The sequence below is a fragment of the Roseovarius sp. MMSF_3298 genome (assembly GCF_030733705.1).
GTDB lineage: Bacteria > Pseudomonadota > Alphaproteobacteria > Rhodobacterales > Rhodobacteraceae > Roseovarius > Roseovarius confluentis.
Genome location: NZ_JASHIN010000029.1, coordinates 20551 through 43810, shown reverse-complemented (window position 1 = coordinate 43810; position 23260 = coordinate 20551). Strand labels below are relative to the sequence as shown.

Genomic DNA, 23260 nt, shown 5'->3' with positions numbered 1-23260 from the left:
GGATGCCGTGCCGTTGCATGTTGCCAAAAAATGGTTTCAGACCCGACACATGGGCGATGGCGTCACGCTGATTTGGGAGCCGCATGTCGCGCCATGGTTGCGCTGCAATATCTGGCACATCCGAGGACGCGACCGCGACCTCGTGATCGACACCGGCATGGGCCTGCGCCCGATGACGCGCGAGCTGGCGCAGCTGACCGAACGCCCGCTCAGCGCCATCGTCACCCATACGCATTTCGATCATTCGGGCGGCCTGCACGAATTCGACCACCGCTGCGGCCACAGTGCCGAGTCTGACATCATCGCCAACCCCACGCCCGCCAACACCTATGCCGACGCGGGCTTTGTGCGCGCGGAAACCTTCACCGCCCTGCCCTTTGAGGGCTTCTCGTACGAGCACTACACGGTAAAGCCCGCGCCCCTCTCCGCCCTCCTTGACGAAGGCGACGTGATCGACCTCGGCGACCGCGTCTTCACCGTCTTCCACCTGCCCGGCCACAGCCCAGGCTCCATCGCGCTGCACGAGTCCTCCACGGGCCTCCTGTTCAGCGGCGACGTGGTGTATGACGGCGACCTCATCGACGACATGGACCATTCCGACCCCGAAAAGCTGGCCGAGTCTCACGCCCGCCTGCGCGAGCTCGACGTCACCACCGTTCATGCGGGGCATTTCAAGTCCTTCGGCCGGGACAAGCTGATTGAAATCCTCGACGAATACCGCGACGGTGGCCGCCGTCTGGGCGAGGCCGACGCATGGCTCGCCGACATGATCGCAAGGAGCAAAGCGCAGTGATGCAACGCACGGCCATCATCACCGGCGGGCTGGCGGGCATCGGCCTCGCCACCGCCCGCCTGCTGCACCAGGCCGGACACACCGTCGCCATCGGCGCACGCCGCGGCGACGACACATCGCTTCAGGACATGGCGCGCGACACCGTCGGTGCGGATGTCTTCGTCGCCCCGCTCGACGTGCGCCAGCGCGGCTCGGTCACGGCCTTCTGCACCTCCGTCAAAAATCAGTTCGGCACGCCGCAGATCCTCGTGAACGCCGCCGGCGTCACCCGGCACCAGACGGTCTCCGACCACGACCTCGACGCCTGGGACGACGTGATCGAGACCAACCTCACCGGCACCTTCCTGATGATACACGCGCTTCTGCCCGACATGATGGCGTCGGGCTGGGGCCGGATCGTCAACATCGCCTCCACCGCCGCCACGTCGGCGGTCGCCGACCACCCCGCCTATTGCGCGTCCAAGTCCGGCGTGCTCGGGCTTTCCCGCGCCGTGGCGCTCGAGGGCGCGCCCTACGGCGTCACCTGCACCACCGTCAGCCCGACCTGGGTCGAAACCGAGATGCTGCGCGAGTCGGCCGCCACCATTGCCAGCCAGAACGGCACCACGCAGGCCGATGAAATCGCGGCACTCGCCAAGGCCAACCCGCAAAACCGCCTGGTCCAACCGGACGAGGTCGCCGCCATCGTCGCGTTCCTGTGCTCCGACGCCGCCCCCGGACTCACCATGGAAGACATCCAGATCAACGCCGGCGCGCACTGGTAAGCGCCGCTCAGATCACCCGCCGCGCCCGCCACGCCATGACCGCGGGCTCGATCAGCCCCGCCGACAGGATCAGCGGCAGGCCCACAACTTCCTGTACCCCGAACCGCTCGCCCGCCCACAGGGCCGCGGTCACCGTCGCCACCACGATCTCGGTCATGAACAGCAACCCCACCAGCCCCGGGTTCAACCGCGACGGCGCATAGATCGTGGCAAAGGATCCCGGAAGGATCAGGAACAGCGCCACCGGCAGGAACCACACCATGGGCGACAGCACGGCAGCGCGGTCCGGCACCGCCGCGATCCCCTGTGCCGTGGCAAGCCCCGCCACCAGCACCGCCACGATGGCCCCCACCACCAGGAAATTTACCGCGTGGGTCAGGATATGCACCCGCCGTTCGGTCAGGATCAGCGTACAGCCCACCGCCCAGAACATCCCCGACACCAGCCCGCACCAGTCGCCCGCATTACGCGGCAGCGGCAGGCCCGTGTCATCGGCAAAGATCACCACCAGCCCCATGAGCCCCACGCCGATCGACAGCCACCGGTACCACGTCATCCGGTCGCCCAGGAAAATCCAGCCCAGCAGGAACCCCCAGATCGGCGTCATGTAGAACAGCAGCACCGCCCGCACCACCTCGGTGTATAGCAGCCCCGCGGCATACAGCGCGAACGCCACCCCCGCCAGAACGCCGCCCAGCAAGGGCCGCAGTCCCTGGCCGTAATCCGCGCGCAGCACCCACATCACCGGCAGGCTCATCAGCGCGGGCAGCACCATGAACACCACCATCGCCCAGGGCGCATCCAGCCCCGCCTGCTCCAGCATCCGCAGTGGCAGCCAGAATATGCCCCAGCACAAGCCGGCGAAAAGTCCCGACAGGACCGCCCTGCTGTTGCCCTCGGCCACCGCGTATCTCCTTCGTTGCGTGTCTCATATGCCACTCAGGCATCATCAAAGCGCAAAGGCAAGGCACCCCGGCCCTGCCTTCGCATTCGTACTTCGCGCTGCCGCGAATGTCGCGTCAGGCCGCCCGGTCTGGTATGTCCACGATCTTGCCGCGCGGAATCTCACAGGCCTTGTCGTAAAGCGGCGTCTCGGCCAGCGTGGCGGCATACATCTTGCCGTCCCGACCCTCGACCATCAGGTCGGTTCCCGGCCCGGCCTCGGCACTGTCCATCAGCGCATAGCCGATCCCATGCCCGAGGTAGGGCGAGGTCGCCCCGGAGGTCACACGCCCCGCAACCTTGCCATTCCATTCGACCCGGCCATTCACTCGCGGCTCACCATCCGGGCAGACGATCCCATGCAGGCGCTGGCCCTTGTCGGCTTTCTCCAGCGCCGCCTTGCCAATGAAATCGTCCTTGTCCAGCGCCACGAACCCGCCCAGCCCGACATCGTAAGGCGTGGTCGTCTCGTCGAAATCCGAGTTGGCGTTCAGGATACCGGCCTCGATCCGGCGGATATTCATCGAATCCAGCCCGAACATCCTCAGACCATAGGGCGCTCCCGCCTTCTCCAGATGCGCCCACAGCGCGGCGGCATCGTGATGCGGCTCGGTGTAGAACTCCCAGCCCAGTTCGTTGGTATAGCCGGTGCGCGAAATCAGCACCTTCTGACCGCCGAAATCCACCCACGCGCTGCCGAAATAGCCGAACGGCTCGGGAATCCCATCCTTCGCGGCGTCTTTCAGTATCTCCATCGCCAAAGGCCCCTGGATCTGGCTCACGTTCACCTCCGGGTCGGTGATCTCCACATCCATCCCCTTCGCATGCGCCCGTGCCCAGTTCACGAAATCCCCGTCCGCCTGCGCGTACCAGAACCGGTCCTCGGCCAGCCGCACGAACACCCCGTCCACGATCAGGCCACCATGGTCGAAACAGGCGATGCCATAACCGCATCGACCAACTTTCACCTTGGAAATGTCATTGACGAACAAGAGGTTCATCAGCTTCTCGGCATCCGGACCCTTGATCTCCAGCGGCCACTCTCCGGTATGCAGGCACGCCGCCTTCGTCCGCAGCAGCCAATACCCCTCGTCGGTCGGCAGGTCATCCATGTAGACGCACATGAACCGTCGGTTATAGACGCAGTAATGCGGGCCATGCTGCGCCTCGATCGCGTGATACGCATGGCGCCGCAGGTTGAAATCCCACCCCGCACCGGGCCGCGTGGTGATCAGGTCCCGCGTCTTTCCGTCACTCGAATTCATCATTGGTCTGCCTCCGGGTCCAGCCGTGCGCCCAGCGCACCCGCCACCAGTTTCTGAAAATGGTGCACCGCGTGCTCGCTCAACTCGGTCAGCCCCTCGTCCACGACGAAACGCCCCTGGTTGTACCCGCTGGATTTCAGCCCCTTCTGCACGCTCTCGCACAACCCGATATCCTCGGGCTGCAACACGTCCTTCTGATAGTTGATCGCATCGCGCAGCTGCTGCGTGACCTCGCCGTCCTTCACGAACCAGTCCTGGTATTCGACGCATTTCTCCGGCGCAGTCGGGTTCATCTGTAAGACCGACAGGTTCGCCTCGCCCGGATAGGCCCAGATGGTGAAGTTCGGCCAGACGAACCAGCCCGCGTATCCGAAATCCACGTCGCCCGCTTCGAACTTGTAGGCCCGCGCGTTCATCGTTCTCGGCTGCCCGGCGCACTGGCTGGAATACAGCCCGCAGGTGATCGTGCGATAGCTGTCCATGTCCACCAGGTCGACAAAATCGTGGTGCGCCGGCGCGCAGTGATAGCACTCTAGGAAGTTGTCCATCAAAACTTTCCAGTTCGCCTCGACCTCGTAGGTGTCGCGCTGCGCGAACTGCAAATCGTCGACCGAAGGGACAAAATGTCGGATCTCGGACTCCAATTCGCCCATCTGTTCGGCGAATGGCGTTGCGCTTTCATCCAGATTGACGAGAACGAGGCCACAGAACACCTCCACCTTCACCGGCTTCAGCGAAAACTCCTCCTTCCGGAAGCCCTCGACATTCTCGGTATTCCGCGCCGACCGCAGGTTGCCGTCAAAGTCGAACGCCCAGGCGTGGTAGGGACAGGTGATGATGTTCTTCTTGCCCGTCCCGCTGACCAACTCATGCCCACGGTGCGGACACACGTTGAAGAACGCGTTCAACTCGCCGGTACGGCTGCGCGCCACGAACACGTTCTGTTCGTGGATCTTCACGGTCAGAAACTGTCCGGGCTCGGCCACCTGGCTCACATGCCCGGCATAATACCAGGTCTTGTAGAAAATCGCGTCCTTCTCGGCCGCCCAGATCTCCGCATCGTGGTAGAACCGCGCGGGCAAGGTATAGGAATTCTTCGGATCGGCCCGGAACGGCATGTCGCCGGGCATAAGGTTCAACGTCTGCAGGGTCATGGCGTACTCCGATCTGGCTGTTGACAGTGTCAGCCATTACCTAGGATCATGACAAACGCTCTTTTCTCATGGATTTGACCAAGCCAAGCTTATGCCAAAACCACATCTGCCACCGCTCGACCTGATGGAACCGTTCGAGGCCGCCGCCCGCCTCGGCAGCTTCACCCGCGCCGCCGACGAGCTGTCCGTCACCCAGTCCGCCATTTCCCAACGTGTGCGCAAGCTCGAGGCCCTGCTTGACACCGCGCTCTTCGTCCGGGGGCATCGCACCATCACCCTCACCCCCGAGGGCCGCGAGTTGCTGATCGGCGTCCGCGCCGCGCTTCAGCACATGACGGCAGCCACCCGCGCGCTCAGACAGCGCGACGACCGCCCCCGCGTGCGCCTCGGCGCGGATACCTCCATGGCGCAACTCTGGCTCACCCCCCGCCTGGCCCCGGCCCTGGCAGACAGCCCGCCGCTCATGCTCGACCTGCTGGCCTCCGACACGGAATCCGAGCTTCTGACGGCGGAAATCGCCCTTCTGCATGGCGCGGGCGACTGGCCCGGCTTCACCGCCACGCGGCTCTTCGCCGACGCGGTCTTCCCGGTCTGCACCCAAGAATTCCTCTCGCACACGCCGCTCGGTACACCCGAAGACCTGCTCACCGCTCCCCTGATCGACCTCGATTACACCCACTGGAACTGGATGAACTGGGGCATCTGGCTGACCGAGGCGGGCCTCGACCCCACCCGCGCCACGACGCTGATGCGCACCAACAGCTACATGGCCCAGCTCGACGCCGCCCGCGCCGGCCTCGGCGTGGCGCTCGCCTGGGAGGGCCAGCTGACCGAGGATCTCACGACAGGCCGCCTCGTCCGCCCCATCGACCACGCCGTCACCACGCCCTTCGGCTACTACCTCATCCTGCGCGACACCGCCGAACCTGCCGCGCGCCACCTGGCCCAGAACCTCCTCCGGGCCGAAACCTGACCCGCTCCGACCTCTTTCACACCGCGACCTTTGCATTTCTCGCCGCTTACATGCTCAAATCCGACGCGCGCGCCAGCACCGCCTTGGCAAGCCTCGCGCCGCCTGTTTAACTATGCCCCGACATCAGACTCACCCCAAGCCAAGAGGTTTTCCCATGCGCTACCTCGCGCCAACCACGCTGGATGACGCCATCCAGTTGCTCAGCGGCGATCCCGGCGATTGCCGCGTGCTCGCCGGGGGCACCGACCTGCTCGTCCGCCTGCGCTCCGGCGATGCCGAGCCCGACAGCATCCTCGACATCAAGCGCATCAACGACCTTCGCCAGATCACGCCCGAGGACGGCGGCTGGCGTATCGGCGCCGCGGTCTCTTCCGCCGAAATGAACGAGCACAAGGACCTGAAAGCCGACTACCCCGGCGTCTGCGAGGCCGCCGACCTGATCGGCTCCACCCAGATCCAGGGCCGCTGCACGCTCGCCGGCAACCTCTGCAACGCCTCGCCCGCCGCCGACTCTGTGCCCGCGATGGTCGCCGTCCGCGCCGTGGCCCGCGTCGCCGGGCCAAACGGCACCCGCGACGTGGCCGTAGAGGATATCCCCACCGGCCCCGGCAAGACCTCGCTGGAAAAGGGCGAATTCGTCGCCTCGATCTTTCTGCCCGCCAAGGCGGACCGCTCGGGCGATGCCTACCTGCGCTTCATCCCGCGCACCGAGATGGACATCGCCGTAGTCGGCTGCGGCATCTCCCTCACTCTCGATGGCGACGGCACCTGCACGTCTGCCCGCGTCTCGCTCGGTGCCGTGGGCCCCAAGGTCATGGTGGTCGACACCGCAGCCGAGGCACTCATCGGAACCAAGCTCGACGACGCCGCGATGGACGCACTGGCCCAGGCCTGCTCCGCCGCCGCCTCCCCCATCGCCGACAAGCGCGGCACGGTCGAATTCCGCACGCACGTGGCCGGCGTGCTGGCCCGCCGCGCCGCCGCCATCGCCAAGACCCGCGCAGAAGGATAAGCCCCCATGAGCAACATCCACGTCACCACCAAGATCAACGGCGACCCGACGGAATATCTCTGTGCGCCCGATGAAACCCTGCTCGACGTCCTGCGCGACCGTCTCAGCATGACCGGCTCCAAGGAAGGCTGCGGCACGGGCGATTGCGGCGCCTGCTCGGTCACCGTCAACGGCCGTCTCGTCTGTTCGTGCCTCATGCTGGGGGCCGAGGCCGAAGGCGCCGAGATCGAGACCATCGAAGGCATGGCCGACGGCGATCAGCTTCACCCCCTGCAACAGAAGTTCATCGAACATGCCGCGCTTCAGTGTGGCATCTGCACCCCGGGCATCCTCGTCGCGGCCAAGTCGCTGCTGGAAAAGAACCCCGACCCGACCGAGGAAGAGGCCCGCTACTGGCTCGCCGGCAACCTCTGCCGCTGCACGGGCTATGACAAGATCATCCGCGCCGTGCTCGACACGGCCGCCGACCTCAGAAAGGCATCGTGATGGCACTCGACAGCAAACAGGTCCTCGACACCCAACAGTTCAAGATCGTCGGCACGCGCCCCCTGCGCCCCGATGGCATCGACAAGGTCACCGGCAAGGCCCGCTTCGGCGCCGACATCACTGCGCCGGGGATGCTGATCGGCAAGGTGCTGCGCAGCCCTCACGCCCACGCCCGCATCAAATCCATCGACACGTCGGCCGCCGAGGCGATCGAGGGCGTCCACGCCGTCGTCACCCGCGCCGACTTCGCGCAGATCACCGATGACGATGCCACAGCCGACATCCTCGACAACTGCATGGCGGGCGATAAGGCGCTCTATGACGGCCACGCCGTCGCCGCCGTTGCCGCCAGCTCGGGCCACATCGCCAAGAAGGCGCTGAAGGCGATCAAGATCGACTACGAGGTTCTCGACCACGTCACCGACGTCGACAAGGCCATCGCCGACGGCGCCCCTATCCTCCACGAAGGCCGCGCCGACGAATCCGTGCCCGAAGGGTCCTCGCCCAACATCATGGCCCGCTACGAGTTCGGCCATGGCGACATCGACGCCGGCTTGTCGCAAGCCGACGAGATCATCGAACGCAGCTACCGCACCGAGGCCACGCACCAGGGCTATATCGAACCCCACGCCTGCCTCGCCCAGATGAGCCAGGACGGCCAGGCCGACCTGTGGTGCTGCACCCAAGGCCATTACATGGTCCGCAACACCTGTGCCGCGATCCTCGGCTTGGATCAGGGCCAACTGCGCGTCACCGCGTCCGAGATCGGCGGCGGCTTCGGCGGCAAGACGGCCGTCTTCCTCGAACCCGTGGCGCTGATGCTGGCCAAGAAATCCAGCCGCCCGGTCAAGATGGTCATGACCCGCTCAGAGGTGCTGCGCGCCACCGGCCCCACGGCCTCGTCCTCGGTCGATATCCGCATCGGCATGACCAAGGACGGCCGCATCACCGCCGGCTTCGCCGAACTGCGCTACCAGGGCGGCGCCTATCCCGGCTCGCCGGTCGAAATGGGCTCCATGTCCGCCTTCGCGCCGTATGACCTGGAAAACGTGAAAACCGTCGGCTGGGACATCGTCAGCAACCGCCCCAAACAGGCCGCCTATCGCGCCCCCGGCGCGCCCATGGCCGCCTTCGCGGTGGAATCAGCCATCGACGAACTGGCCAAGGGCCTCGGCCTCGACCCGCTGGAGGTGCGCCTGAAAAACGCCGCGCGCGAAGGCACCAAGGCCTCCTACGGCCCCACCTACCCCGCCATCGGGCTCGAGGCGACTTTGCGCACCGCCAAGGATCACCCGCATTGGACAGCGCCCCTCGGCCCCAACCAGGGGCGCGGCGTCGCCTGCGGCTTCTGGTTCAACTTCGGCGGCGACACCTGCGTCACGCTCAACATCACGCCCGACGGCACCGTCACGGTCTCCGAGGGCAATCCCGACATCGGCGGCTCCCGCGCCTCCATGTCGATGATGGCGGCCGAGGAACTGGGCATCCCCTACAACAAGGTCCGCACCATCGTGGCCGACACCGGCAGCCTCGGTCAGAACGAGGTCACCGACGGCTCGCGCGTGACCTTCGCCGTGGGCCTTGCCACGATCGAGGCCGCCCGCGCCGCCAAGCGCGAGATGTGCCGCCGCGTGGCCAAGCTCTGGGACATCGACGAGGACGCGGTGGAATGGCGCGACGGCGCGGTGCACCCCACCGGCCACAACGCCGGCAGCCACGACCCCATGACCCTCGCCGAAATCGCCGCCATCGCCTCCAACACCGGCGGGCCCATCGCGGGCCACCACGAGGCCAACCCCGAAGGCGCCGGCGTCAGCTTCGCCACCCACATGGTCGACACCGAGGTGGACCCCGAAACCGGCGCGGTGAAAATCCTGCGCTACACGGTGTTTCAGGACGCGGGCAAGGCCGTCCACCCGGATTACGTCGAGGGTCAGTTCCAGGGCGGCGCCACGCAAGGCATCGGCTGGGCACTCAACGAGGAATATATCTACGGCGATGACGGCACGCTGCAGAACGCGGGCTTCCTCGACTACCGCATTCCCGTGGCCTCCGACCTGCCGATGATCGACGCGGTGATCCTGGAAATCCCCAACCCCGGCCACCCCTACGGCGTGCGCGGGGTGGGCGAAACCTCCATCGTGCCGCCCCTCGCGGCCATCGCGAATGCTGTCTCCGAGGCGGCAGGCGTGCGCATGACCGATCTGCCCATGTCGCCCCCGAAAGTGCTCAAGGCGATGCACGACAAGTAACCCCGGGACAGGCCCCGGACCAGTTCCGGGGCCTTTCTCATCAACCCGTAGGGTGGGTGAAAACCCACGCGCCTCGACCCGTTCAAAGCGGCAGGCACCGCCCGGTTGCCGCCGTCGATCGCCAACGATTTTGAACGCGACCCCACGCATCACCGACCCACTCCCGACACGTGTTACAAGAAATGGGAGATGGCCCGATGCCAACGCACTACCTTACCGGATTCAACGATCTGCTCGGCTTCGGCAAGGGCGACGACACCGTCTATGCCTTCGGCGGCGACGACTACCTCTTCGGAAATGACGGAAACGACTACCTGCTCGGAATGGACGGCGAGGACACCATTCTCGGCGGCTATGGTTCCGATATCGTCGATGGCGGGGATGGTGACGACGTGATCTACGGCGGCCTGCCGGGCGGCGCCGATGTCGGATCGAACGTGCTCTTCGGCGGCGCGGGCGAAGACCTCATCTATGCGGGCGACGACGGTGATTTCATCGACGGCGGCACTGGCCGGGACAAGATCATCGGCGCTTCGGGGGCCGATACCATTCTCGGTGGCGCGGGCAGCGACCGCATCGAAGCCGGCGGCGGCCATGACAGCATCGACGGCGGCACCGGTTTCGACTTCATCCTCGGCGGCGCCGGCAATGACACGGTCAACGGCGGCGACAGCCGCGACACCATCAAGGGCGGCTCCGGGAACGATCATCTTTCCGGCGACGACGGCAGCGACGAGCTTCACGGCAACCGGGGCGACGACAACCTCTTCGGCGGCGATGGCAACGACAGGCTCTTTGGCGGCAAAGACGACGATTTTCTGCATGGCGGATATGGCAACGATACGCTCGACGGCGGCGCCGGCAACGACTGGATCATCGGCGGCGAAGGCCCCAATCCCGGCGACGGGCTCTATGGCTATGACGACGTGGCCTATGGCGGTGCGGGCAACGACTATATCTATACCGGCTCGGGCAATGACACGGCCGATGGCGGCACCGGCAACGACACGATCTATTCCGGCTCTGGTCAGGACGTGATCTATGGCGGCCTTGGCGACGACCTGATCCATGCCACGAACCCACCGGACGGCCCGTTCGAGGGTGTCGGCAACTATTCTCTTGGCATCGACGACAGGATCTTTGCCGGGGACGGCGACAACACCATCCACTCAGGTGTCGGCAACGATTTGATCACCTCCGGCGATGGCAACGATTACATTCGTTCCGTCAACGGCAGTGATACGGTCCACTCAGGCGACGGGGACGATTTCGTCTGGCTCAGCACAACGTACTTTTCCCCGGATCCGGACATGCCCCCCGCCCCGACCGAAACCGATCTCGGCGGCGGCGACGACACATACTATTCCACCGGTTTCAACGATGACATCGTTAAGGGCGGCGACGGCGACGACTTCATCTACATCGAAGGCGGCAACAATATCGTCTTCGGCGGCGAAGGTGCCGACACGATTCAGGGCGGCGACCGCGACAGCGGCAGCGCGAAAGGTGCCGAGGCCACGCTCGACATCCTCTACGGCGGCGACGGTGACGACAAGATCTATGTCTGGGGCGGTGACAACCTCGTCGAGGGCGGCGCCGGCAACGACACGATCGATGCCCGCCTGGGCGAGGATATCGCCCTTGGCGGTACGACCCGCATGAACGGCGGCACCGGAGACGATTGGCTGATCGGACGCTGGAATGAAACCGACGAGTTCGTGTTCACCCACGGGGGCGATTTCGGCACGGACGTGATCCGCAGCTTTCAAGCGGGGCATGACCGCATCCTGATCGACACGTTCCAGGACGATCCGGTCGCATTCACTTCAACCGTCGTCGGGACCAGTGTTCATATCGAATTCCAGGGCGATGACGGCCTGTTGGTGATCGAAAGCGGGGCATTGACCTGGAACGACAGCTACATCGAGTTCATCTGACTGAAACAAGCGGCGCATTTGCGCCCGTCCCGGGCTTGACCCGGGACCTCCCGACCCCAAGATACGCATCATGGTTCAAGTCACGATATGGGGCTCCCTGGCCCAGTTCACCGACGACCGCCGCGAGGTCGAGGTCGACGCCGAAAACCTGCGCCAACTGCTCGACGGGCTGGCACAGAAATATCCCGGGCTCAAACCCCAGCTGGACCGGGGCGTTTCCGTCTCCATCGACGGGCGCGTCTACAACGACAGCTGGTTCCAGCCCATCAAACCCGACAGCGAGGTCGTCCTGCTTGCGCGCCTCAAAGGCGGCTAAAGCGTTTCGCCTTTGGCTGATGGCACAGGTCAAAGGCGAAACGCTCTAGTCCGACGACAACGCCTTCAAGGGCGCCCAAAGCTTGAACGCAAAGCCATCCGTATCGAACGCCACATCGGTCTTGGCGCCGAGCGACGCCTCGGTCAGCTTGGTCAGAACCTGGGTGCCAAAGCCCGGCTTGGCCGTCGCATTCACCTCCGGCCCGCCCCGCTCGACCCAGGACAGCGTGAAGTCCGGGCGCTCGTCTCCCTCGACCGACCACGACATCTCGACCTTCCCCTTGTCGTCCGACAAGGCGCCGTATTTCGCCGCGTTCGTGGCCAGTTCATGTGTCACCATGCCCAGGATCTGCGCCGCGTTGCTGGAAATCATCAGGTCCGGCCCGTTCAGCACCACCCGCTCCCGCGTCGCCCCGGCGAAGGGCTTCACCTGCTCGGTGAAGATCTGGCGCAGCCCGAACCGACTGCCGGCATCGTGCATCATCGCTTCCTGGTTGCGGCTCAGCGCCGTCAGCCGCGCCAGCAGGCGGTCGGCAATCTCTTCGGGCGGCGAGTGCCGCGCCAGCTGCCGGACAATCCCCGATACAACCGTGATCAGGTTCTTCGCCCTGTGCCCCAACTCGCCGATCAGGAACTGTGCGCGCTGCTCGGCCATTTCCCGCGCGGTGATATCGACAACGGCGAACACCCCTTCCAGCGGCATTCCCTCGGCATCATAGGTCACCTGCTTGCGCGCATTGACCCAGCGCAACGGGCCATCCGGCGTCAGAACACGGTGCGTCATGTCCAGCACCTGCAACGGATGATCCGGCGACAACAGGCAGGCCAGGCCTTCTTGCACCTGAGGCCAATCATCGGGATGGATCCGCGCATGCAATTCCGACCGCGACACTTCAACGCCTGCATCCAGCCCGAAATACGCTGCCGCCAGCGCATCGCAGCGCAGCACGTCGGCGCGGTAATCGACCTTTCCCAATCCGACCTGAGCGACCTTCAGGCCAAGTTCCATGTCGTCGGATGTCAGGGGAATGTTCAGCGGGGTCTTCAAGTCTTTCGTCATGGCATGTGTTTCGGGCCGGTGAATCGCACCGTCAATGTCACAGTTTAAACGGGCTCCGGAAATTAACTCTCAGGCAGGTTTTCGCCGCCTGCCGGGTCCAAGGCAAGCTTTTCACACTGCGGCGCACGCGGCAATTCGTGCATTTTCCGGCGCAAAATGGATGCGGCGCTCAGTTTCGCCTGATGCAACAGACCCTGCCGTATTGCGTAGGGTGGGTGACAACCCACGCGTCCCCGCAACCCATGAAACGAACCCGAACCGAAAACGCCTCAGCCGCAGACCCGACAGACCGTATCCCAGTCCTTCAGCCGCTCTGCCACCGGCGCGGGCACCGGCCGGTCGGTAAAGAACATGTCGACCTCGCCCAACGACGCGATCCGCGCCGGGGCCATGCGGTGAAACTTGGAATGGTCCGCCACAAGGTAGGTCCGCCGCGCCCGCGCGATGATCGACTGGCTGACATGCACCTCCTGCACGTCAAAATCCAGAAGGTCGCCCTCGTCATCCAGCGCCGAGCAGCCAATCACGGCATAGTCGAACTTGAACTGCTCGATCGCCCGTGTCGTGAGGTTGCCGATCAGCCCCCCGTCCGAGCGGCGCAAAACGCCCCCGGCCACCACGATCTCGCACTCCGCGTTGGCCACCAAGATATTGGCAACATTCATGTTATTCGTGATCACCATCAGGTCACGGTGGCTCAGCAGCGCACGCGCCACCGCCTCGGTCGACGTCCCGATGTTCAGGAAGACCGACGCCCCGTCCGGGATTTCCTGCGCGCAGACCTGCGCTATCGCCTGCTTGGCCGCCTCGTTCAGGTCGCGCCGCTCCTCGTAGCCGATATTGGAAACGCCGGACGGCATCACCGCGCCGCCATGCACGCGCTCCAGCCGCCCGGCCTCGGCCAGGTCCGTCAGGTCGCGCCGGATCGTCTGCACCGTCACGCCAAAGCGCACGGCCAGATCCTCGACCGTGACCTTGCCTTCGTTGCGGGCGATCTCGAGGATCTCGGGATGGCGAAAAGTTTGTGACATGCACCTTGGCGTCGGTTTCGGTTTTTTCGTTTTCGCGGAAAATCCGCGTATGTCAAAGGAAAATCCGGGGTCAGACCGCCTTTCGCAGCCGCAGAAAGACCAGCCACCACAGTATGGAGGTCCTGCATGTCGTTGTTTTTAAAAGACTCTCATCAAAGCGAACAAAAACGAAAGAAGCATTTGACTCCATCAACCTGAACGTGCTCATTTACCGGGCACAGTTTCCGGCGGCATCTGGGGAGGATGGATGCACCCAAGTCACGAAAATATAAGCGATATTTTCGTCATTGGCGGCGGAATCAACGGCTGCGGCATCGCCCGCGACGCCGCCGGTCGCGGCCTGTCCGTCACCTTGGCCGAGATGAACGATCTCGCCTCGGCCACCTCCTCGGCCTCGACCAAGCTTTTCCACGGCGGCCTCCGCTACCTCGAGTATTTCGAGTTCCGCCTCGTCCGCGAGGCCCTGATCGAACGCGAGGTTCTGCTGCGCAACATGCCGCATATCAGCTGGCCGATGCGCTTCGTGCTGCCCTATCATCGCGACATGCGCTTCGAGGGGGGCACCCCCACCTCGCGCCTGCTGGAAAAGATCATGCCGTGGATGCGCGGCCGCCGCCCGGCATGGCTCATACGCCTCGGCCTTTTTCTGTACGACAGCCTCGGGGGCCGCAAGATCCTGCCCCGCGCCCGATCAATCTCGCTCGACGGCACGCCCGAAGGCGCCCCGCTGAAATCTCATTTCAAACAGGCGTTCGAATATTCCGACTGCTGGGTCGAAGACGCCCGCCTCGTGTCACTCAACGCCCGCGACGCCGCGGGTCGCGGCGCCGAAATCCTCACCGGCACCCGTGTCACCGCGGCCCGCCGCGCGGGTGACGTCTGGGAGATCGACCTCGAAGACACCGCCACCGGCAACCTGCTGACCCGCCGCGCCCGCGCGCTCGTCAACGCAGGCGGCCCATGGGTCGGCGACATCCTGCAGGACGTCACTCATATCGACAGCCGCGAAGGCGTGCGCCTCGTACGCGGCAGCCATATCGTCACGCGCAAACTCTTCGATCACCCCAAGTGCTACTTTTTCCAGGGGACCGATGGCCGCATCATCTTCGCCATCCCCTACGAGCAGGATTTCACCCTGATCGGCACCACCGACGCCGACCATCCCGACCCCGGCACGAAACCCGTCTGCACTCCCGCCGAGCAAGAGTATCTCTGCAATTTCGCCTCGGAATATTTCGAAACGCCCGTCACCCGCGACGATATCGTCTGGACCTATTCCGGCGTCCGCCCGCTCTATGACGACGGCGCCAAATCTGCGACCGCTGCAACTCGCGACTACGTGCTGAAGCTCGACACCAACGGCCCGCCGCTCCTCAATATTTTCGGCGGCAAGATCACCACCTACCGCCGCCTCGCGCAGGCCGCCGTGGGCAAGCTTGCCGCCCGTTTTCCGAACGCCAAAGGAGACTGGACCGCCGACGCCGCCCTGCCCGGTGGCGACTTCGCGGTGGAGAACCGCGACCGGATGGCGGCCGACCTGCAATCCGACTACCCCTTTCTGACCGAGCCCTGGGCCTACCGCCTGCTCCGCGCCTACGGCACCGAGGCCCGCACACTTCTGGGCGACGCGCAGGCCGCCGCCGACCTCGGTCGCAACTTCGGCGCAACCCTGACCGAACGCGAGGTCCGGTGGCTGACATCCCACGAATTCGCCCGCTCAGCCGAAGATATCGTCTGGCGCCGCAGCAAGCTGGGCCTGCGCATGACTGAACGTGAAATCAACGACTTGCAACATTGGATGCAGGCCAACCCCGACGGCGACACCGTGATCGCCGCGGCGGCAGAATAGGGACGTAACGCATGACGCTTGTTCTGGACAACGTGTCGAAAAAAGTGGGGGCGGACACGCACATCCACTCCACCGACCTGACGCTGGAAAAAGGCACGATGAACGTCCTTCTGGGCCCCACGCTCGCGGGCAAGACCACGCTGATGCGCCTGATGGCAGGGCTTGATGCCCCCACCACCGGCCGCATCCTCTGGAACGGCACCGACGTCACCGGCATGCGCGTGCAGGACCGCGGCGTCGCCATGGTCTACCAGCAGTTCATCAACTACCCGTCCATGAACGTCTACGACAATATCGCCAGCCCCATGCGCCTGTCGGGCAAGCCCAGGGAAGAGATCGACCGCGCCGTGCGCGACACCGCCGAGATGCTGCAACTGACCCCCATGCTCGACCGCAAGCCGCTCGAGCTTTCCGGCGGCCAGCAACAGCGCTGTGCGCTGGCCCGCGCGCTAGTCAAGAACGCCGGTCTCGTCCTGCTGGACGAGCCTCTCGCCAACCTCGACTACAAGCTGCGCGAGGAGCTGCGCATCGAGATCCCCCGCATCTTCGAGGAATCCGGCGCGATCTTCGTCTACGCCACCACCGAACCCGAAGAAGCCCTCTTGCTCGGCGGCAACACCGCCACGCTCTGGGAAGGCAGCGTCACGCAATTCGGCCCCACGCCAAAGGTCTATCGCCAGCCCGCCGATGCCACCACCGCGCGCGTCTTCTCGGACCCGCCGATGAACTTCCTGCAGATCTCGAAAACCGGCGGCAAGCTGATGTTCGGCGAGGGCCAATCCCTGCCCGCCACCGGCAAGATGGCCGACCTGCCCGAGGGCCGCTACACCGCCGGCTTCCGCCCGAACCACCTGGAGATCGCACAGCACACCGACGCCGCCATGCGCTTCGTGACAAAGCTCAGCGTGACCGAGTTGACCGGCTCGGAAACCTTCATCCACCTCGACCACCACGATAGCCGCTGGGTCGGCGTCATCCACGGTGTCCACGACCTTCAGCCGGGCCGCGACCTGCCGGTCTATCTCGACCCGGCCCATATCTATATCTTCAGCGAAGACGGCGATCTTGTATCCCCCGCCGCCTACGCGCTGGCCGCCTGAGGGGCTGACAAGAATGGCAAAGATCACGCTCGACAACCTGGCCCACAGCTACCTCGCCAACCCGACCTCCGAGGATGACTTCGCCCTCAAGGAGCTCAACCACGACTGGACCGACGGCGAGGCCTACGCCCTTTTGGGTGCGTCCGGCTGCGGCAAGACCACGCTTCTCAACATCATCTCCGGGCTGTTGCAGCCCAGCCGGGGCCGCATCCTGTTCAACGATGTCGACGTCACGCACGCCCCCACGACCGAGCGCAACATCGCGCAGGTCTTCCAGTTCCCGGTCGTCTACGACACCATGACCGTGCGCGAAAACCTTGCCTTCCCGCTCAAGAACCGCGGAGCCAACAAGGCCTATGTCGCCCAGCGCGTGCAGGACATCGCCACCATGATCGGGCTCGAGGACACGCTGAACCGCAAGGCGCGCGGGCTCACGGCAGACGCCAAGCAGAAGATCAGCCTTGGCCGCGGCATGGTGCGCGAGGACGTCAACGCGCTCCTCTTCGACGAGCCCCTGACCGTCATCGACCCCCACATGAAGTGGGAACTGCGCACGCAACTCAAGCAACTGCATCAGCAGTTCGGCCACACCATGATCTATGTCACCCACGACCAGACCGAGGCGCTGACCTTCGCCGACAAGGTCGTGGTCATGCATGACGGCCGCGTGGTCCAGATCGGCACGCCCGAGGACCTGTTCAACACCCCCGAACACACCTTCGTCGGCTACTTCATCGGCTCGCCCGGCATGAACGTGATCCCCGCGAAAGTCGAAGGAAACCAAGCCTATATCAACGGCTCTGAACTCTCCCTCGCCAATTCCTACGCCCCACTCGAAGGTCGCGTCGAAATCGGCGTCCGCCCCGAATTCGCCCGGCTCTCGGACAGCGAAGGGCTGCCGGTCAAGGTCCGCCGGGTCGAGGATGTGGGCCGCCACAAGATCATCCGCGCCGACTGTTTCGGAACACCGATCAACATCATCGCGGACGAGGCCGAGGAAGTGCGCGCCGACGCCACCCGCGTCGCGTTCGACCCCGCCCATGTCAACGTCTACGCCAACGACTGGCGCGTGACGCCCCAAGGGAGGGCCGCCTGATGAACCTGCGCAATTCCATCCCGGACTTGATCCGGGACCTCCCAGCCAACCCGCACAACGCCGTCCCGGGCCTGACCCGGGACCTCCCCGCCACCCGCCACGCAACGAACGAGGCCGCCTGATGGACAAGACCCCCAATCAAAAGGCCTGGTTCCTCGTCCTGCCCGTGCTGATCCTCGTGGCCTTCTCCGCCGTCATCCCGCTGATGACCGTGGTGAACTATTCGGTGCAGGACACCTTCGGGAACAACGAATTCTTCTGGGCCGGGCTCGAATGGTTCCGCGAACTGCTCGAAGACGACCGCATGTGGGACGCCTTGGGGCGGCAGCTCATGTTCTCCGGCATAATCCTCGCCATCGAGGTGCCCCTGGGCATCCTCGTCGCCCTCAACATGCCCAAGAAAGGCGTCTGGGTCTCGATCTGCCTTGTCCTGATGTCCCTGCCGCTGCTGATCCCGTGGAACGTGGTCGGCACCATCTGGCAGATCTTCGGCCGCGTCGATATCGGCCTGCTGGGCCATACGCTGGCCGCCCTGGGGATCGACTACAACTACACGCAGGATCCCTTTGCCGCGTGGGTCACGGTTATCGTGATGGACGTCTGGCACTGGACATCGCTGGTGGCCCTGCTGGCCTATGCCGGCCTGCAGTCCATCCCCGACGCCTATTACCAGGCCGCCAAGATCGATCAGGCCTCGCGCTGGAAGGTGTTCCGCTACATCGAGCTGCCCAAGATGGCGGGTGTCCTGATGATCGCCGTGCTCCTGCGCTTCATGGACAGTTTCATGATCTATACCGAGCCCTTCGTCGTCACTGGCGGCGGCCCCGGCAGCACCACGACCTTCCTCAGCATCGACCTCGTCAAGATGGCCCTGGGCCAGTTCGACCTCGGCCCGGCAGCCGCCTTCTCGCTGATGTATTTCCTCGTGATCCTGCTGATCTCCTGGGTGTTCTATACCGTGATGGTCAATCTCGATAAGCGGGGGACATGAGCCGATGACCGACGCCACCACCGACCAACTCCCCGGCAAGCTCGCGCCCAGCGGCAAGAACCGCCGTGCCCGCGCGGGCATCAACACCCGCGCCATCGTGATGGGCCTCTACCTGATCTTCCTGCTCCTGCCGATCTACTGGCTGCTGAACATGAGCCTGAAGACCAATTTCGAGATCCTCAACAGCTTCACGCTCTGGCCCCGCAACCTGACGCTGGAAAACTACGCCACCATCCTGACCGACCCGGCCTGGTACTCGGGCTATATCAACTCGCTGATCTACGTGGTGATGAACACCGTCATCTCGCTCGCCGTGGCCCTGCCCGCCGCCTACGCGTTTTCGCGCTACACGTTCCTTGGCGACAAGCACCTGTTCTTCTGGCTCCTGACCAACCGCATGGCCCCCCCGGCGGTCTTCGCGCTGCCCTTCTTCCAGCTCTACAGCTCCGTGGGTCTCTTCGACACCCACATCGCCGTGGCGCTGGCGCATTGCCTCTTCAACGTGCCGCTGGCGGTGTGGATCTTGGAGGGCTTCATGCGCGGCGTGCCCAAGGAAATCGACGAAACCGCCTATATCGACGGCTATTCCTTCCCGCGCTTCTTCGTGAAGATCTTCATGCCACTGATCGCGTCGGGCATCGGCGTCGCCGCCTTCTTCTGCTTCATGTTCTCCTGGGTCGAACTGCTGCTCTCCCGCACGCTGACAACGGTCGACGCCAAGCCCATCGCCGCCATCATGACCCGCACCCAAGGGGCCGCGGGCATCGACTGGGGCGTGCTCGCCGCCGCCGGCGTGTTGACAATCGTCCCCGGCGCGCTCGTGATTTACTTCGTGCGCAACTACATCGCCAAGGGCTTCGCCCTGGGGAGGGTGTGATGAAGAAAACCTTGATATCTCTGGCCATTCTGGGCGCGTTCGCGACCACCGCCTCTGCGCAAAACATCGTCGTGCCGGACAATCGCGGCCCGACCGACAGCGGCTGTCTCGTCAAGGGGCTCGATCCCAATGGCGACGGCTTCCTGGCCCTGCGCACCTGTCCCGGCAGCAAGTACCAGCAGATCGGCAACCTGCACAACGGCGACGCCGCATATATCTACGGCGGCCAGGGCAAATGGCTATACGTCGAGAACGGTGCCCTGAACGGCAAAGAGGCGAAGTTCCGCGGCTGGATCTACAATGCCTGGTGCGAGTTCTACCCGTGAGCCTGCGCAAACTGACATATGCGGCCCTCTTGCTGACCCTTCTGCCGACCCTCCCGGCTTCGGCGCAGGACTATGCCCAGGACTGCAACGCCAACGGCTATGTCATCACCGCCGCCCGCGGCGCCTTCGCGGGCGCGCCGGTCTACCTCGGCAAGTCCTGCGACGCGTATCACAACGCACATGGCGAAGGCACATGGTGCTGGCAGAACAACGGCATCAACGTCAAACTACCCACCGGCAACTGGCTGCTCGCCCGCGTCGAACTTACCTGCCAGAACGCCGCACTGGACGAAATGGCATGCAGTTGCATCGACTTTTCGAACGGAGGTAACTGAACATGGACTGGATGGCATGGACACGGCACACGACCGCCAGCGTTCACATGATCGCGGCAGGCGCGGTCATGCTCTACTTTGTGCAAAAATACACCGCGATGGGCTTTGCCCTGGGGAGGGCGTGATGGAGCAAGAAGCGACGGCTGCAACCGCTTCAGCAGGTTCTATTTTAACAGTCTGGGTTCCGCTTTTGTCTGCAATCGTCGGCGGCTTGATTGCGATAATTGGTCAGGTCTTCGTGCATTGGATATTAGGTCGCAAGCAAAGAAATCTCGATTGCAAACGTAAAGAAACGCTTCTTTTCATGCTTGATCCAGAACACATGCCGAAAGATGTTGAGTGGCGAGACATCAAGACGCTCCAACGCATTATAGGTGCATCTGAGGAAGAGACAAAACGGCTTCTGATAGAAGTAGGCGCGCGCGGAAGCACTTTAGAAAACGATGTTTGGGCGCTGATCGAGCACAAGCCTTTCCCTAAAACTGCAGGAGCGGCATAATGGCATGGATGGCATGGACATGGCCCACCGCCGCCTTCTTCGGCGTTATCGCCCTGCTCCTCATAACCTTCACGATCCTCGCGCTGAAGTTCCCGGAAACGCCCCGCACCGGCATCCTGCGGATCGAGACCACGCGCGGCGACCGGCTGTTCATCACGCTCCTGGGCAGTGCCTTTATCAATCTCGCGTGGCTGGGCCTTGTCGGCACCAACCAGCCCTACGCGCTGATCGTCTGTGCGATCTATGCCGCCGCGGTGTTCCGCTGGGTCTGATCGCGCCCTAACCCCGGCGTTCCGCCCCAGCGGGCCGCCATAAACACATAAGTTCAGAAAGACCAATGGGAGGAACCAAATGACTCTGAACCTGAAATCAACGACCGCGCTGGCGGCGGCCATTGCCCTGACGGGCAGTACCGCATGGGCCGGCATGGAAGAGGCGATGGAGTTTCTTGAGACCGAAATCGCTGAAATGACCGCGCTTTCCCCCGAAGAGCAGGAAGCCGAGATGCAATGGTTCATCGACGCCGCCGAGCCTTTCCAGGGCATGGAGATCAAGGTCGTTTCGGAAACCATCACCACCCACGAATACGAAAGCCAGGTGCTCGCCCCGGCCTTCACCGCCATCACCGGCATCCAGGTCACCCATGACCTCATCGGCGAAGGCGACGTGGTCGAGAAACTTCAGACCCAGATGCAGTCGGGCGAGAATATCTACGACGCCTATGTCAACGACAGCGACCTCATCGGCACCCACTGGCGCTATCAGCAGGTGCGCAACCTGACCGACTGGATGGACGGCGAAGGCGCCGACGTCACCAGCCCCAATCTCGACCTCGACGACTTCATCGGAACGCAATTCACAACCGCACCCGACGGCAAGCTCTACCAGTTGCCCGACCAGCAGTTCGCGAACCTCTACTGGTTCCGCTACGACTGGTTCAACGACGACAAGAACAAGACCGATTTCCAGGAGGAATACGGCTACGAACTGGGCGTTCCGGTCAACTGGGCGGCCTACGAGGATATCGCCGAGTTCTTTACCGGCCGCGACCTCAGCCACATGGGCGTCGAGGGCGAGATCTTCGGCAACATGGACTACGGCAAGAAGGACCCCAGCCTTGGCTGGCGCTATACCGATGCGTGGATGTCCATGGCCGGAATGGGAGACGTGGGCGAACCCAACGGCCTGCCGGTCGACGAATGGGGCGTCCGGGTGAACGAGAACTCGCAGCCCGTCGGCTCCTGCGTCGCACGCGGCGGGGCCACCAATGCGCCCGCGGCCGTCTATGCCGTGACCAAGGCGATCGAATGGCTGCAGAAATACTCGCCCCCTGCCGCCGCCGGCATGACCTTCTCCGAGGCCGGGCCGATCCCGGCGCAGGGCCAGATCGCCCAGCAGATGTTCATGTACACCACCTTCGTGCCGCCGCTGGTGGCCTCCGATCAGGTGATGAATGAGGACGGCACGCCCAAATGGCGGCTCGCGCCCTCGCCGCATGGCGTCTACTGGAAAGAAGGCCAGAAGGTCGGCTATCAGGACGTGGGGTCCTGGACGCTGATGAAATCCACCCCGACGGACCGCGCCCAGGCCGCCTGGCTCTATGCGCAGTTCGTCACCTCGAAGCTCGTGGATGTGAAGAAAAGCCATGTCGGCCTGACCTTCATCCGCGAATCCACCATCCAGCACGAAAGCTTCACCGAGCGTGCCGACAAGCTGGGTGGCCTGGTGGACTTCTACCGCTCGCCCGCGCGCACCGCGTGGTCGCCCACCGGCACCAACATCCCGGACTATCCGAAACTGGCCCAGCTCTGGTGGCAGAACATCGGTGACGCGATGTCCGGCTCCAAGACCCCGCAAGAGGCCCTCGACGGCCTCTGCGCGGACCAGGAGCGCGTGCTGGAACGGCTCGAACGCGCCGGCGTGCAGGGCGATCTCGGCCCGGTGATGAACGAGGAACAGGACCCGCAATACTGGTACGACCAGGAAGGCGCGCCCTATGCCAAGCTCGAAAACGAGGACGAAGAGCCCAAGACCGTCTCCTACGACGAGCTGATCGCCAGCTGGCAGTAATCGCCTGTCCTGGGCCGGGACACCCCGGCCCATGAATCCGAAAAACCGTAGGGCGGGGATACTCCCCGCCCTCTTTTCCATCCCCGTCCCGGGCTTGACCCGGGACCGCTCCCCTTGGACACTCAACCGACCG

24 protein-coding genes are annotated in these 23260 nt (G+C 64.2%); 19 read left to right on the top strand and 5 right to left on the bottom strand.

What is annotated here, in order from left to right; genetic code table 11:
- Nucleotides 1-7 precede the first annotated feature (7 nt).
- Nucleotides 8-793 (top strand): MBL fold metallo-hydrolase, encoded by a 786-nt coding sequence (locus RBB18_RS19625; protein ID WP_306111600.1) that lies wholly within the window; start codon nt 8-10, stop codon nt 791-793.
- On the top strand, nt 793-1557 hold the full coding sequence (locus RBB18_RS19620; RefSeq protein WP_306111601.1) for an SDR family NAD(P)-dependent oxidoreductase: 765 nt from the start codon (nt 793-795) through the stop codon (nt 1555-1557). Before RBB18_RS19625 ends, RBB18_RS19620 begins: the two co-directional genes overlap by 1 nt.
- A 7-nt stretch (nt 1558-1564) precedes the next feature.
- Here RBB18_RS19620 and RBB18_RS19615 read toward each other — a convergent pair whose 3' ends face one another.
- The 3 genes from RBB18_RS19615 to RBB18_RS19605 form a co-directional block, all read right to left on the bottom strand.
- Nucleotides 1565-2461 (bottom strand): DMT family transporter, encoded by an 897-nt coding sequence (locus RBB18_RS19615; protein ID WP_306111602.1) that lies wholly within the window; start codon nt 2459-2461, stop codon nt 1565-1567.
- Nucleotides 2462-2576: 115 nt separating this feature from the next.
- Nucleotides 2577-3767: an aminomethyltransferase family protein gene (locus RBB18_RS19610; RefSeq protein WP_306111603.1), complete on the bottom strand. Its 1191-nt coding sequence runs from the start codon at nt 3765-3767 to the stop codon at nt 2577-2579.
- On the bottom strand, nt 3764-4918 hold the full coding sequence (locus tag RBB18_RS19605; RefSeq protein ID WP_103764345.1) for an aromatic ring-hydroxylating dioxygenase subunit alpha: 1155 nt from the start codon (nt 4916-4918) through the stop codon (nt 3764-3766). The genes RBB18_RS19610 and RBB18_RS19605 overlap by 4 nt, the downstream gene beginning before the upstream one ends.
- A gap of 91 nt (nt 4919-5009) precedes the next feature.
- Here RBB18_RS19605 and RBB18_RS19600 point away from each other — a divergent pair, with 91 nt between their 5' ends.
- The 6 genes from RBB18_RS19600 (at nt 5010) to RBB18_RS19575 (ending at nt 11894) form a co-directional block, all read left to right on the top strand.
- Nucleotides 5010-5891 (top strand): LysR substrate-binding domain-containing protein, encoded by an 882-nt coding sequence (locus RBB18_RS19600; protein ID WP_103764346.1) that lies wholly within the window; start codon nt 5010-5012, stop codon nt 5889-5891.
- 154 nt (nt 5892-6045) lie between these two features.
- Nucleotides 6046-6903 carry a xanthine dehydrogenase family protein subunit M gene (locus tag RBB18_RS19595; RefSeq protein ID WP_306111604.1) on the top strand — a complete coding sequence of 286 codons (858 nt, stop codon included), beginning with the start codon at nt 6046-6048 and terminating at the stop codon, nt 6901-6903.
- 6 nt (nt 6904-6909) lie between these two features.
- Nucleotides 6910-7389 (top strand): (2Fe-2S)-binding protein, encoded by a 480-nt coding sequence (locus RBB18_RS19590; RefSeq protein ID WP_306111605.1) that lies wholly within the window; start codon nt 6910-6912, stop codon nt 7387-7389.
- A complete protein-coding gene (locus tag RBB18_RS19585; RefSeq protein WP_306111606.1) occupies nt 7389-9641 on the top strand; it encodes a xanthine dehydrogenase family protein molybdopterin-binding subunit in 2253 nt (750 codons plus the stop codon). Before RBB18_RS19590 ends, RBB18_RS19585 begins: the two co-directional genes overlap by 1 nt.
- Nucleotides 9642-9838: 197 nt before the next feature.
- Nucleotides 9839-11578: a calcium-binding protein gene (locus tag RBB18_RS19580; RefSeq protein WP_306111607.1), complete on the top strand. Its 1740-nt coding sequence runs from the start codon at nt 9839-9841 to the stop codon at nt 11576-11578.
- Nucleotides 11579-11648: 70 nt separating this feature from the next.
- Nucleotides 11649-11894: a MoaD/ThiS family protein gene (locus tag RBB18_RS19575; protein ID WP_103764351.1), complete on the top strand. Its 246-nt coding sequence runs from the start codon at nt 11649-11651 to the stop codon at nt 11892-11894.
- A gap of 45 nt (nt 11895-11939) precedes the next feature.
- Here RBB18_RS19575 and RBB18_RS19570 read toward each other — a convergent pair whose 3' ends face one another.
- Complete coding sequence (locus tag RBB18_RS19570; protein ID WP_306111608.1) at nt 11940-12953, bottom strand: HWE histidine kinase domain-containing protein; 1014 nt, start codon at nt 12951-12953, stop codon at nt 11940-11942.
- 269 nt (nt 12954-13222) lie between these two features.
- Nucleotides 13223-13984, bottom strand: coding sequence for a DeoR/GlpR family DNA-binding transcription regulator (locus RBB18_RS19565; RefSeq protein ID WP_103764353.1), 762 nt, complete (start codon nt 13982-13984; stop codon nt 13223-13225).
- A 247-nt stretch (nt 13985-14231) separates the two neighbouring features.
- Here RBB18_RS19565 and glpD point away from each other — a divergent pair, with 247 nt between their 5' ends.
- The 11 genes from glpD (at nt 14232) to RBB18_RS19510 (ending at nt 23127) form a co-directional block, all read left to right on the top strand.
- Nucleotides 14232-15833 carry a glycerol-3-phosphate dehydrogenase gene (glpD, locus tag RBB18_RS19560; protein WP_306111609.1) on the top strand — a complete coding sequence of 534 codons (1602 nt, stop codon included), beginning with the start codon at nt 14232-14234 and terminating at the stop codon, nt 15831-15833.
- 11 nt (nt 15834-15844) lie between these two features.
- Complete coding sequence (locus tag RBB18_RS19555) at nt 15845-16933, top strand: ABC transporter ATP-binding protein (RefSeq protein ID WP_274593534.1); 1089 nt, start codon at nt 15845-15847, stop codon at nt 16931-16933.
- Between the two features lie 13 nt (nt 16934-16946).
- Nucleotides 16947-18029: an ABC transporter ATP-binding protein gene (locus RBB18_RS19550; protein WP_306111610.1), complete on the top strand. Its 1083-nt coding sequence runs from the start codon at nt 16947-16949 to the stop codon at nt 18027-18029.
- A gap of 121 nt (nt 18030-18150) precedes the next feature.
- The gene (locus RBB18_RS19545; RefSeq protein WP_103764357.1) at nt 18151-19020 is read left to right on the top strand and encodes a carbohydrate ABC transporter permease; all 870 of its coding nucleotides are present in this window, start codon (nt 18151-18153) and stop codon (nt 19018-19020) included.
- A gap of 4 nt (nt 19021-19024) precedes the next feature.
- Nucleotides 19025-19897 carry a carbohydrate ABC transporter permease gene (locus RBB18_RS19540; protein ID WP_306111611.1) on the top strand — a complete coding sequence of 291 codons (873 nt, stop codon included), beginning with the start codon at nt 19025-19027 and terminating at the stop codon, nt 19895-19897.
- Nucleotides 19897-20223 (top strand): SH3 domain-containing protein, encoded by a 327-nt coding sequence (locus RBB18_RS19535; protein WP_306111612.1) that lies wholly within the window; start codon nt 19897-19899, stop codon nt 20221-20223. Before RBB18_RS19540 ends, RBB18_RS19535 begins: the two co-directional genes overlap by 1 nt.
- Nucleotides 20220-20558 carry a hypothetical protein gene (locus RBB18_RS19530; protein ID WP_306111613.1) on the top strand — a complete coding sequence of 113 codons (339 nt, stop codon included), beginning with the start codon at nt 20220-20222 and terminating at the stop codon, nt 20556-20558. The genes RBB18_RS19535 and RBB18_RS19530 overlap by 4 nt, the downstream gene beginning before the upstream one ends.
- Nucleotides 20559-20560: 2 nt before the next feature.
- Nucleotides 20561-20683 (top strand): hypothetical protein, encoded by a 123-nt coding sequence (locus RBB18_RS19525; RefSeq protein WP_306111614.1) that lies wholly within the window; start codon nt 20561-20563, stop codon nt 20681-20683.
- A complete protein-coding gene (locus RBB18_RS19520) occupies nt 20683-21057 on the top strand; it encodes a hypothetical protein (RefSeq protein ID WP_306111615.1) in 375 nt (124 codons plus the stop codon). The genes RBB18_RS19525 and RBB18_RS19520 overlap by 1 nt, the downstream gene beginning before the upstream one ends.
- Nucleotides 21057-21329, top strand: a complete 273-nt coding sequence (locus tag RBB18_RS19515; RefSeq protein WP_306111616.1) for a DUF2160 domain-containing protein — start codon at nt 21057-21059, stop codon at nt 21327-21329. Before RBB18_RS19520 ends, RBB18_RS19515 begins: the two co-directional genes overlap by 1 nt.
- A 79-nt stretch (nt 21330-21408) precedes the next feature.
- Nucleotides 21409-23127: an ABC transporter substrate-binding protein gene (locus RBB18_RS19510; RefSeq protein WP_306111617.1), complete on the top strand. Its 1719-nt coding sequence runs from the start codon at nt 21409-21411 to the stop codon at nt 23125-23127.
- Nucleotides 23128-23260: the final 133 nt, after the last annotated feature.

Coding starts and splice junctions, on each gene's coding strand:
- RBB18_RS19620 (WP_306111601.1), top strand. CDS start 793: ATGCAACGCACGGCCATCATCACCGGCGGGCTGGCGGGCATCGGCCTC.
- RBB18_RS19610 (WP_306111603.1), bottom strand. CDS start 3,767: ATGATGAATTCGAGTGACGGAAAGACGCGGGACCTGATCACCACGCGG.
- RBB18_RS19605 (WP_103764345.1), bottom strand. CDS start 4,918: ATGACCCTGCAGACGTTGAACCTTATGCCCGGCGACATGCCGTTCCGG.
- RBB18_RS19600 (WP_103764346.1), top strand. CDS start 5,010: ATGCCAAAACCACATCTGCCACCGCTCGACCTGATGGAACCGTTCGAG.
- RBB18_RS19595 (WP_306111604.1), top strand. CDS start 6,046: ATGCGCTACCTCGCGCCAACCACGCTGGATGACGCCATCCAGTTGCTC.
- RBB18_RS19590 (WP_306111605.1), top strand. CDS start 6,910: ATGAGCAACATCCACGTCACCACCAAGATCAACGGCGACCCGACGGAA.
- RBB18_RS19585 (WP_306111606.1), top strand. CDS start 7,389: ATGGCACTCGACAGCAAACAGGTCCTCGACACCCAACAGTTCAAGATC.
- RBB18_RS19580 (WP_306111607.1), top strand. CDS start 9,839: ATGCCAACGCACTACCTTACCGGATTCAACGATCTGCTCGGCTTCGGC.
- RBB18_RS19575 (WP_103764351.1), top strand. CDS start 11,649: ATGGTTCAAGTCACGATATGGGGCTCCCTGGCCCAGTTCACCGACGAC.
- RBB18_RS19570 (WP_306111608.1), bottom strand. CDS start 12,953: ATGACGAAAGACTTGAAGACCCCGCTGAACATTCCCCTGACATCCGAC.
- RBB18_RS19565 (WP_103764353.1), bottom strand. CDS start 13,984: ATGTCACAAACTTTTCGCCATCCCGAGATCCTCGAGATCGCCCGCAAC.
- glpD (WP_306111609.1), top strand. CDS start 14,232: ATGCACCCAAGTCACGAAAATATAAGCGATATTTTCGTCATTGGCGGC.
- RBB18_RS19555 (WP_274593534.1), top strand. CDS start 15,845: ATGACGCTTGTTCTGGACAACGTGTCGAAAAAAGTGGGGGCGGACACG.
- RBB18_RS19550 (WP_306111610.1), top strand. CDS start 16,947: ATGGCAAAGATCACGCTCGACAACCTGGCCCACAGCTACCTCGCCAAC.
- RBB18_RS19545 (WP_103764357.1), top strand. CDS start 18,151: ATGGACAAGACCCCCAATCAAAAGGCCTGGTTCCTCGTCCTGCCCGTG.
- RBB18_RS19540 (WP_306111611.1), top strand. CDS start 19,025: ATGACCGACGCCACCACCGACCAACTCCCCGGCAAGCTCGCGCCCAGC.
- RBB18_RS19535 (WP_306111612.1), top strand. CDS start 19,897: ATGAAGAAAACCTTGATATCTCTGGCCATTCTGGGCGCGTTCGCGACC.
- RBB18_RS19525 (WP_306111614.1), top strand. CDS start 20,561: ATGGACTGGATGGCATGGACACGGCACACGACCGCCAGCGTTCACATG.
- RBB18_RS19520 (WP_306111615.1), top strand. CDS start 20,683: ATGGAGCAAGAAGCGACGGCTGCAACCGCTTCAGCAGGTTCTATTTTA.
- RBB18_RS19515 (WP_306111616.1), top strand. CDS start 21,057: ATGGCATGGATGGCATGGACATGGCCCACCGCCGCCTTCTTCGGCGTT.
- RBB18_RS19510 (WP_306111617.1), top strand. CDS start 21,409: ATGACTCTGAACCTGAAATCAACGACCGCGCTGGCGGCGGCCATTGCC.